We start from the raw sequence: 10,074 nt of genomic DNA on the forward strand, positions 1-10,074 counted from the left end.
TGCCGCCCGCGGCAAAGCCGCCGGTAACGCCTGCTCCGGACGCCCGGCGCGTGCCGATGCGCGGCGTATGGCTCACCACCGTTTCGCGCCTCGACTGGCCGCCAGTGACATCGGTGACGGCTGCACCCGCTGAGCGTGTGCGTCTGCAGCAGGCGTCGCTTATCGCAAAACTGGACCAGTTAAAGCAGCTCGGGATCAACACAGTGTTTTTCCAGGTCAAGCCTGACGGTACCGCGCTCTGGTCCTCAAAGATCCTGCCGTGGTCCGATACCCTGACCGGCCATATCGGAGAGTGTCCCGGCTACGATCCGCTGGCGTTTCTGCTGAAAGAAGCCCATCAGCGTGGCATAAAAGTGCACGCCTGGTTTAACCCCTATCGCGTCTCGACTAACGTCAAACCCGGCACCCTGCGCGAACTACAGCGTACGCTGGCGCAGCAGCTGCCAGCGTCTATGTGCTGCATCCTGACTGGATCCGCACTGCCAGCGACCGGCTGGTACTGGACCCGGGTATTCCCGCCGCACGCGACTGGATCACCAGCATCGTGGCTGAAGTTGTTTCGCACTACGCCGTGGATGGCGTGCAGTTTGACGACTATTTCTACACGGAAACCGCGGCCTCTCCTCTGAATGACAGCGCGACTTTTCGGCAATATGGCGCCGGTTTTATCACTAAAGCTGACTGGCGGCGCAATAACACGCTACAGCTGATTGAACAGGTTTCCCGCACGATTAAAAAAGTGCGGCCCGGCGTGGCGTTTGGCGTCAGTCCGGCTGGAGTATGGCGCAATCTCTCTCACGACCCGGCGGGTTCCGATACGCGCGGGGCAGCCGCCTACGACGAGGCCTACGCCGATACGCGCCTCTGGGTTCAGCGTGGTCTGCTGGATTATATCGCGCCGCAGCTTTACTGGCCGTTTGCCCGCGCAGCAGCGCGCTATGACGTGCTGACCCGCTGGTGGGCGGACGTGGTCCGTCCGACGCCGGTGCAGCTCTACATTGGCGTTGCGCTCTATAAAGTGGGCGTGGCGTCTAAAATGGAGCCCGACTGGACGCGTCAGAATGGGGTACCCGAACTGCAAAAGCAGATTGAGCTGAATGAGTCGCTGCCGGATGTTGATGGCACGATCCTCTTCCGCGAGGGGTATCTGTCACAGCCGCAGACGCAGGAAGCAGTACGCTATCTGCAGCAGCGCTGGAAAAGCCGCGACTGATGCACACGGTTTCGCTATCATCAGCATCCGTTAGCCCAATACAGATGCGCTATGACTGCTGATTTTGACGCGTTTATCGCGCCGCCGTGCCATGAAAAGATTACTGTTATCTGGCAGGATGAACACCTGCTGGTGATAGGTAAGCCCGCCGGTCTGCTGAGCCTCTCCGGTAAGAATCCGCAAAATAGCGATTCGGTGCATTACCGGCTGCTGCAGCGCTATCCCGGCTGTTCGCTGGTGCACCGGCTCGACTTTGGCACATCCGGCCTGATGATCATCGCCCGGAACAAAGCGATTAACGCTGCTCTCTCCGCGCAGTTCAGTACGCGCCGGGTGGAAAAAACCTATACCGCGCTATTGTGCGGGCATCTGCCCTGCGATGAAGGCGTGATAGATGCGCCGATAGCAAAGGATCCCGCGCACTTTCCGCTGATGTCGGCGTGCCCGGTAAAGGGCAAACCGGCGCGCTCGCGTTATCAGGTGACTGCACGCCTTTGCCCGCCTGAAGGGCCGCCGCTGACGCGGGTGATGCTGATGCCCGAAACCGGACGTACCCATCAGCTGCGTCTGCACTGCCAGCTGCTGGGTTACCCGATTCTGGGCTGCGACTTTTATGGTGGCCGGCAGTTGCCGGGAACAGAAGAGGCGCCGCGTCTGATGCTGCACGCCAGTGGGATCCGGTTTGTTCATCCGGTCAGCCAGCAGCCGCTGCATCTGCAGCTGCCGGCCCCGTTCTGAACGCCAGAGCGCTTACCACATCAGATCATCCGGCACTTTAAAATCAGCATATGGATCGTCCTCATCCTGCGCTTCCTGACTCAGCGCGCTATTGAGCACAATCGCGCTGGCGTCGCGCTGCGCAATTTTATCCGCCACGCTGGCCGGAATAATGGCGTAGTCGCTTTTCTCCGTAACCAGCCGGGCAATCGCCAGACGCCCGTTGATAAGCTGCGTCTGCGTCGTTTTATCAACGGTGATTTTTTTGATCAGATTGTTATCGGTGAAATTAAAATCGATATCACCCCGGCCAATGGTGATGCGGTTCATCTCAATGAGCTGCTTTACCTGCGCCTTATACTCTTTTTCCAGCACCGCCTGACGCTGCTGATCATTAAGCTGCTTATCACGCTCAAGCTGCGCTTTTTTATTCTCTTCAACGGCCTGTTTCGCTTCGCGCGCCTGCACGCGTGACTTTTTGGCCGTGCGCTGCACTTTTTCCATTTTTTTGCTGGAGACTAATCCGGCTTTGAGCATCTGCTCCTGAAGAGTAAGTTTGGTCATGTCCGATCCTGAATCTGTTGGCTAATCTGCCGGATTATACCTGTTATTCACCGGGCTGTACCGGCCAGCCGCATCCGCGTGAGCGGATATCTGCAGCAGACGGCGCTCTCAGCGATCAGAAGGTGGCATTGATGCCTATATTCCATGTTATCTGCCGCCGATCGCTGTTGCCGCCGATCGCAGAAACGCCGGTAAACGCGCTGACGGCGTCAGTCAGCGGCACCGAGGCACCCGCTGCCGCCTCCAGCCAGCTATCATCGCCATTGCTAACCGTACGGGTAAAAGCCGTGCGCGTTGATTTTAGTCCACCGCGAACGCTGCTCTCAGCGTCACCAAACTGACGGTTGTAGCTGATTTCCGCCCAGGGATTGACGGGCCACCGCGTGGTGTCGATACGCCAGCCGGCTGCGCCAGTCTGGGTATGCCGGGTCTGATCGGAAAAACGCATTGCGGTACTGCTCTCTCCGTTTTCACGGTAGCCACCGGCGCGCGCGTAATCGAGCGCATAGCGCACAACCGGACCGGTAGAGAGATGTGCGGTCAGCGGGAAATCCCAGCCGCTCTGCACGCGAAAGCCCAGCAGTTTACCGCTGCTGTTTCCCTGTTCTGTACGGGTGGCCGGCCCGATTTGAACACGGCGCTCAATAGCGTCATAGCTGAGATCGCCGTAGTGCACGTCTGCGTTGATCCAGCCCTGCTCGAACAGCGTAAGCTGGCTGTAAAGCGCCACCAGATTGCCGCGCAGCTTGTATGAGTAACGATCGTCAGGATGCTGGCGCTGGTCGCTGCGTGACAGCACCAGACCCGCCTGCCAGCTATCGGTCAGCTGATATCCCATACCCAGCGTCAGGCTGGCCTGAGTGGCATCACCCGTAAGCAGATCGCTGCGGCGATAGTCAGCATGCTGCCCGGCGTAGCCACCAAACAGGCTAAACTCACCGGTACTCTGCGCCTGCTGACGCTGCTGCTGCAGATGTCCCTCCAGCGTATTTTGCATATCACGGGCCGCGCCTGCTGGCGCTGCGGTGAGCGATGAGACCAGCGCCGGTGCATCGAGAATCGAGCGGATATAATCGGCAATCATCGCATGTACTGCTGGCGAGGGGTGCAGCCGGTCAGCAAACAGAAAGCGCTGCGCCTCGCTGAAGCCTGGCGTGGCAGACGTACACTGTGCGGCGGATGTGCCTGGCGGGCAGGCCATACCGATGGTGTTGCTCAAACCATACCGCGCGGGGTCCGCGATCACTTCGCTGAGCAGGCCAGCGATATCAGCACGCACGATATTGCCTTTAAGCGCAGCCAGCCCCGCTTCCTCCTGCTGGTTAAATCCATCAGAGAGTGCCGTCACCTGCTCACTCAGCACCTGCCAGAGCGCGAACAGCTGCTGCGCCAGCGCATCGCGTACGGCAGGGATCGCAGAGACTTCTCCCGCCGCACGGCTGAATGCGGTCTGAATAGCCTGCTCGCGGGCAGCCTGACTCAGCACAGGCGTCGCGTTCAGCGACTGAAACGCCGCCTGCAGCGCTGAATCTGCCAGGGGGCCTGTCAGCTGCAGCACCGTCTCAATCATCAGCGGGGTTGTGCCAAGCTGCGGCACATTCGGCACGATTACCGTACCCGCACCTGCATCCAGCAGCGTTCGAACCTGTGCCGCCGCCGCGCTGGCGCTGGCTGCAACGGTTTGCGGCGCAGTCAGCGGATTTGCCAGCACCGCCGCCGCAATGTCATTGGCACCTGCCCAGTAAATATAGAGACCATTGCGCTCCGCGCGGCCGTTGTTACGCTGCAGCCAGCGCGCCAGCTGATCCTGCGTATTAAACGCCGGGTTAAGCGCCGGAACGGTCACGGCGCCGCCCTGAGCGTAGTTATTTCCGCCCTGCGATGAAGGGCGCAGCGACAGGCCAGAGTCTGCTGCCAGAATTTCGTCATAGAGGGGATGCTGTGCACCATCATACGTAAAGCGACCGACATTGCCGCCATCGCTCAGGCTATCGCCAAATACAGTCAGGCTATCCCAGGCGTAAGCAGGCGCTGAGGCAACAAGAGTGGCAGCAATGACACCGGCAAGCGCCAGGGGCGTAAAACAGGAATGAGGCATATCAGACTCCTGAAATACCCGATCGCCACGCTGGCGACGATACGGGCGGACTACGCGTGCGGCTTATCCGCAGGCGGCGTGGTATTGCAGGAAAGGTGTAGACATTCAGAGAGGCATTTACCAGATTGTGACCGGGGATTTGCGGTATCCGTCAGAATAATCGGGTTCAGGGCGGTATAAAGCAGGGCCCGCCAGCAGGCGTGCTGACGGGCAAAACGGATTACATGCGGGCTTCGAGCGGCACCGGCACCTTCTTCGCTTTTGGCTTCAGGCCAAACATGAAAGAGGCAATGCGTGAACGCTTGATGAACCAGTAGCAGACGGCGCTCAGGCCGATACCGATAGCACAGTCAATCAGCACATACAGAACGGCATAGTTGGCAGGCAGCCAGTCATCAATAAGCCAGGAGAACGCAATCACCACCGGATAGTGCAGCAGATAGATGATCAGTGCTGAATCCACGATAGCGGTCAGTATGCGATTCTCTTTAACCTGGATTTTTTCAAAGGTGAACACCATCCAGTAAGAGAGCATGGCGGACAGCACGCTGCCCATCATTACCGGCACGTACTTCACCACGCCGCCGATATGATTATGCGCAACGTAGTAGCAGCCCGCCCAGACGGCAGCCACCAGCGCGGCAATCAGCCAGTTGTTCATCAGCTTACTGTTTGCGTAATGCGCAATCTTCTCGCGATTGATATAGAGCGCATAGCCTGCCGTGTAGTAGACCAGGAAGCGCGCCGTAATCGGAATCAGCTCGATAAATTCGCCACGCCCTTTTACCAGGAATTTCAGCACAAAACAGGCGTTACCCAGCACAACCAGTAGCGCGATAAGCGCAGGCAGTGAGAGTTTGCCCAGCTGGCGTGCGCTCCACTGATAAAAGCTGCCGGGTATGGCCAGTGACATAATGCTCAGCGACACCAGAAACCACAGGTGATGCATCATGGTGTAGCTGTTCAGCCAGCCTTCCGCCGAGTAGGGGCGGTCATTTATCTGTCCAGAGATAAAATACATCAGTGGCGGAATAAACAGATAGGCTGAAATAAGCGGAATAAATACGCGCTTGCGACGGTTCTCGGTAAAAAACTGCTGTCCTTTACGGAGAATAATGAGGGCGGAAAACATCCCTGATAAAAAGAAAAAGACTTCCATCCTGAAGGTATGAAACATGCTCAACAGCGCAGTAAATATCTCAGCGGGATCGCGCTGCGCCGTATAATACCAGGGATTCTCGCCGGGCAAACTTCTTGAGGCATGTAACAAGACACCTTCCAGAATTAGCCCGGCACGCAGCAGATCCAGACCGATATTTCGGCTGGACAAAAAGGATTGTGTTTTCACATCGCATACCTTGATGGGGATAGTGAGCGGAATATAGGGGAATCGTGGACGGGGTAATACCAGAAAATTCTGTATACATTCCTGTGACTAACGATTAGGAATTTCGCTATTGTGTAAAAGTTGTAACTTTTTTACGGACCTGTTCAGTAAAGCAGCGTTATCTGTTTGAAAGTGTTAGAGAGTTAATGCTTTGAACAGGGTTGATGCCGCGCTGGCAGGCGGCCTTACTGACAAAGAAGCCCGGCTCCGCTAGCCTGAGCGCTTTTCCTACATCCTGGCCTGACAGGTGAAAATCATAAAAATGGTTAGCGTGGTCATCCTGAGACTCCAGAGCAGTCCCCTGTACCCCTCCTGAAATCAGGTCCAGAATATTTTATAGTCACTATGCACATCATGCTGATTAGACAAATAATTTCACAGCGTTATTACCAGAGTTTAAGAATTAACCTGATTTTGATTTTTCACTGATGCTTTAAGATTGTATGACCTGCGTCACAGCTGTTATGGTTACATTTTACGTTTTAATTATTCGATCCATTAAATATTATTGAGCCTCACCAGGCGGGAAATTTGCTATGCCTTATTCACTGATTCGTTTTGCTTCATTATTGGTTACCGGATTTATCCTGCAAAATACCGCATGGGCAACGACGCCTGATACCAGTAATAACTTTATTATTGAAGCTTACGGTGGTTCAAGTACGCTGGGCGCAATGGCAGTCAGAGAGAATGGCAAACAACATAACATCAACATCAAAGACAATGAGATTGCCCTGATAAATAAGTGGCTTGGCGAAAAGTATGGCCCGGGCATCCGCGTGGTAAATAAGGGCGCAGCCTCTGCACAGGCAATGGATTTATTGCACCCGAAATACTTCTATAAAAAGAATAAAAGCTGGCGTGAAGAGATGCAGCGCTCGCCCGCTAAAATAATCCTGCTTAACTTCGCAACCAACGATGCGCGACACTTTCATTTCAAAGATACCGAAGCGAAATATATTGTCAGCCCGGATCAGTATACTAAAGTGATGACGGAGCTGATCGCGATTGCCCGCGAAGAGGGTAAACAGGTGGTATTGCAGGAGCCGCACCCGATTTGTGGCGGGGCAAAAAAGTGGAACGTTGCGCCTTATGTCACGAAGCTGGACGCACTGGCGCGCGCCGAGTCGCTGCCGCTGGCACGCCAGTATCAGCGTATTCTGCAAATGAAAGAGTGGCAGTCGCTGATGTCACCTGACTGTATTCATCCCTCTGAACAGCTCTATCGTATGAAAGCTGAGGAGACCTACTCCGTTCTGACCGCACATTTCAACAGTGAGCTTGCGGCGGCCGGTAAGTCAGGCAATGAGGCGCAACAGGTCGCCCGGCGCTGAGTTTCAGGCAGCAATGACGCAGAAAGAGCATTTTTTTCACTCTGCTTTCGGCTATTGTAGCGCTACCGCTTCGTACCGAATGGAATGGAATAATGAGCACAAAATATGCCCCCGCGCAGATTCTGCTTCACTGGCTGACATTTATTTTGATTGTTCTCGCTTATTGCACGATGGAGTTTCGCGGCCTGGCGCCGCGCGGCTCCTGGCAGCGTCTCTTTATGGTGGTGACGCACTTCTCTGCTGGCAGCTGCGTGCTGCTGCTGATGCTGTCGCGTCTGGTGATGCGGTTTCGCCATCGCACGCCGGCTATTGTGCCGAAGCCCGCCCACTGGCAGACCGGCCTGGCACACCTTACTCATCTGGCAATCTACCTGCTGTTTATTACCCTGCCGGTGCTGGGCATTCTCTCCCGATTCTGGCTTGGCCGCGACTGGTGGCTATTTGGTATTTCGATGCCGGTCAGCGCCGCGCCCGATCCCGACCTGGCCGATACGCTGATTGAGTGGCATGAAACGCTGGTACCGCTGGGTTACTGGTTAATCGGCCTGCACGCGCTGGCGGCGCTGGCGCATCATTATCTGTTTAAGGACAATACGCTGCTGCGCATGATGCCTTCGCGCAAGCCGCGCTAACGGCAGCCCGGCACGCGGCCGGGCTGCGTCAGTCAGCTTAATGTGAAACGTGCGGCGGTGTGAGCGAGCTGCGCCGCCTGATCTTCCAGTGAGCTTGCTGCTGCCGACATCTGCTGAACCAGCGCCGCATTCTGCTGCGTAGCGCTATCCATCTCATTCACTGCAATGGTCACCTGGCTTATGCCGCGCGCCTGTTCATCAGATGCGATAACAATTTCATCGATAATATTGCGCACGGAGTTTACCGCCTGTGTCATTTCAGTCATGGTTTTACCGGCACGCTGAACCAGCCCGACGCCGCTGCTGACGCGCTCCCCGGACTCCTCGATCAGCGCAGCAATCTCTTTCACCGCGCTGGCGCTGCGCTGCGCCAGATTACGAACCTCAGAGGCCACGACGGCAAAGCCACGCCCCTGCTCGCCGGCACGTGCAGCTTCCACCGCCGCGTTGAGCGCCAGAATATTCGTCTGAAATGCGATGCTGTTGATAATGGCAGTAATGTCGCCGATCTTTTTCGCGCTGTTATCTATCTGCGCCATCGTCTGCACCACTTCACCCACCAGTGTTTCGCCGCGGCTGGCAATATGCGTGGCATTTTCTGTCAGCGTAGTTGCCTGATGCGCATTTGCCGCGTTGTGTTTCACCGTAGCGGTAATCTGCTCCATACTGGCCGCGGTCTGCTCCAGCGCAGCCGCCTGCTCTTCGGTTCGCGATGCAAGATCGAGGTTGCCGCTGGCGATTTCGCCCGCGCCTTGCCGCACTGATGCGCTGGCGTCCTGAATCTGGCTTGCCATATCGCGCAGCTGCGTCTGCATTGTATGCAGCGCGTAAAACAGGCTGCTGCGATCCTGTGACACCAGCGGAATCGCGTTATCAAGTCTGCCGCCGGCCACCGCCAGCGCAATAGCCTTGGCTTCGGCCGGCTCGCCGCCAATCGGCTTAAGCACTTTCCGGCTGAACACCCATCCCAGCAGCACACTCACGGCAACGATGCTGATGAGCATCAGTATCAGCGCGTGCATCAGCTGGCGGTGCGCCGCCGCCATCACTTTGCTCACCGGTGCAACGACACCCAGATACCAGTGCTGGTCGCTGCTGCCGATAGTCACTGGCTGCCATGTTATCAGCGCCGCTTCCCCCAGTATGGCGTCATGCTGTTCAGTAACGGCACGGCTGAACCCATGCGTTTCTCCCTGCCAGGGTTTCGCGGTTTGCGTCTGGTCCGGATAGGAAACCACCCGGCCACCGCTGGAGAGCAGCATCGCATAGCCACTGCCCTCCCAGGGCCTGATCTTATTAACGCGCGCCTGCAGCGCCGCCAGTGAGATATCAGAGGTCACTACGCCCCAGAGTTTGCCCTGGCTGATGATGGGAGTGGCCACAGATGTGAGCAACACAGGTACGCCATTGTAGGCGTAGCTGTAGGGTTCAATCAGCGTATCCTTACGGCTTTTCTGCGGCAGCAGATAGTAATCGCCCTGGCCCGGCGTCAGCATGGAGGCCAGAGGATGCAGCCTGAAGCTGCCGCTGTCGTCGCGATCGACAAAGTAGGCATAGCGCCCCTGAGGCGCCGCACCTGGCTGGCTGGCAAACTCCGCATCGCGGCCATCAAACGCATTTTGTTCAAATATCACAGAGATGGAGAGGTAATCGGGGTTGTCACGCAGAGTGGAGATAAGAAGCTGGTCCGCCACCTTCCGATCGCTGATCCCTGCCGCCGGCAGCGCAATCAGGCTATGTCCCAGATTATGCGCCACATCGCGCGCGTAACTCAGCTCCTGCTGAATCTGCAATGCCTGACTCTGCGCAATCTGCTGCAGATAGTTTTCCGCCAGCGACTTCTGTTCTCTGCTGGATTGCCAGCTGAGCACGCCGATGGTGATAGCAAAACCAAGGGTAATTGTGACCGCGCCCGTCAGCAGCATCTGAGTACGGGTACGCATTTTTCGCGTTATAATTGCTTTTGTGGCCATGATGGCGCTCCTGGGGTTGGCAAATCAGAGCAATAATTGCGCCACATCCTGGGCCACCAGCGATCCTTTATCACTCTATCGGCTCAACCGTGCTGAACTTGATGGCATCCGCACCCGGATTAAAAAATAATCAATATCGATGCCCGTAGGGGTCGC

The 10,074-nt window shown here is 56.5% G+C and carries 7 protein-coding genes and 1 pseudogene; 4 read left to right on the top strand and 4 right to left on the bottom strand.

What is annotated here, in order from left to right:
- A pseudogene (locus tag HA43_RS17905) lies at window positions 1–1,213 on the top strand (glycoside hydrolase family 10-like protein); the annotation flags it as partial.
- A gap of 51 nt (window positions 1,214–1,264) precedes the next feature.
- A complete protein-coding gene (locus HA43_RS17910) occupies window positions 1,265–1,951 on the top strand; it encodes an RluA family pseudouridine synthase (protein ID WP_094112279.1) in 687 nt (228 codons plus the stop codon).
- 12 nt (window positions 1,952–1,963) lie between these two features.
- Here HA43_RS17910 and HA43_RS17915 read toward each other — a convergent pair whose 3' ends face one another.
- The 3 genes from HA43_RS17915 to HA43_RS17925 form a co-directional block, all read right to left on the bottom strand.
- Window positions 1,964–2,494 (bottom strand): DUF2058 domain-containing protein, encoded by a 531-nt coding sequence (locus tag HA43_RS17915; protein ID WP_094112280.1) that lies wholly within the window; start codon window positions 2,492–2,494, stop codon window positions 1,964–1,966.
- 115 nt (window positions 2,495–2,609) lie between these two features.
- Window positions 2,610–4,592, bottom strand: coding sequence for an autotransporter outer membrane beta-barrel domain-containing protein (locus tag HA43_RS17920; protein ID WP_094112281.1), 1,983 nt, complete (start codon window positions 4,590–4,592; stop codon window positions 2,610–2,612).
- Window positions 4,593–4,812: 220 nt separating this feature from the next.
- A complete protein-coding gene (locus HA43_RS17925) occupies window positions 4,813–5,940 on the bottom strand; it encodes an acyltransferase family protein (protein ID WP_040113461.1) in 1,128 nt (375 codons plus the stop codon).
- A gap of 575 nt (window positions 5,941–6,515) precedes the next feature.
- Here HA43_RS17925 and HA43_RS17930 point away from each other — a divergent pair.
- Both HA43_RS17930 and cybB read left to right on the top strand, forming a co-directional pair.
- Window positions 6,516–7,313: an SGNH/GDSL hydrolase family protein gene (locus tag HA43_RS17930; RefSeq protein ID WP_052246545.1), complete on the top strand. Its 798-nt coding sequence runs from the start codon at window positions 6,516–6,518 to the stop codon at window positions 7,311–7,313.
- A 92-nt stretch (window positions 7,314–7,405) separates the two neighbouring features.
- Window positions 7,406–7,945: a cytochrome b561 gene (cybB, locus tag HA43_RS17935; RefSeq protein ID WP_071668312.1), complete on the top strand. Its 540-nt coding sequence runs from the start codon at window positions 7,406–7,408 to the stop codon at window positions 7,943–7,945.
- Between the two features lie 32 nt (window positions 7,946–7,977).
- Here cybB and HA43_RS17940 read toward each other — a convergent pair whose 3' ends face one another.
- A complete protein-coding gene (locus tag HA43_RS17940; RefSeq protein ID WP_094112282.1) occupies window positions 7,978–9,918 on the bottom strand; it encodes a methyl-accepting chemotaxis protein in 1,941 nt (646 codons plus the stop codon).
- Window positions 9,919–10,074: the final 156 nt, after the last annotated feature.

The sequence above is a fragment of the Pantoea eucrina genome (genome assembly GCF_002095385.1).
In the GTDB taxonomy this organism is placed as follows: Bacteria; Pseudomonadota; Gammaproteobacteria; order Enterobacterales; family Enterobacteriaceae; genus Pantoea; species Pantoea eucrina.

Bases quoted from the DNA above. Each gene is read 5' to 3' on its own strand.
- HA43_RS17910 (WP_094112279.1), top strand. From the start codon at position 1,265: ATGACTGCTGATTTTGACGCGTTTATCGCGCCGCCGTGCCATGAAAAG.
- HA43_RS17930 (WP_052246545.1), top strand. From the start codon at position 6,516: ATGCCTTATTCACTGATTCGTTTTGCTTCATTATTGGTTACCGGATTT.
- HA43_RS17915 (WP_094112280.1), bottom strand. From the start codon at position 2,494: ATGACCAAACTTACTCTTCAGGAGCAGATGCTCAAAGCCGGATTAGTC.
- cybB (WP_071668312.1), top strand. From the start codon at position 7,406: ATGAGCACAAAATATGCCCCCGCGCAGATTCTGCTTCACTGGCTGACA.
- HA43_RS17940 (WP_094112282.1), bottom strand. From the start codon at position 9,918: ATGGCCACAAAAGCAATTATAACGCGAAAAATGCGTACCCGTACTCAG.
- HA43_RS17920 (WP_094112281.1), bottom strand. From the start codon at position 4,592: ATGCCTCATTCCTGTTTTACGCCCCTGGCGCTTGCCGGTGTCATTGCT.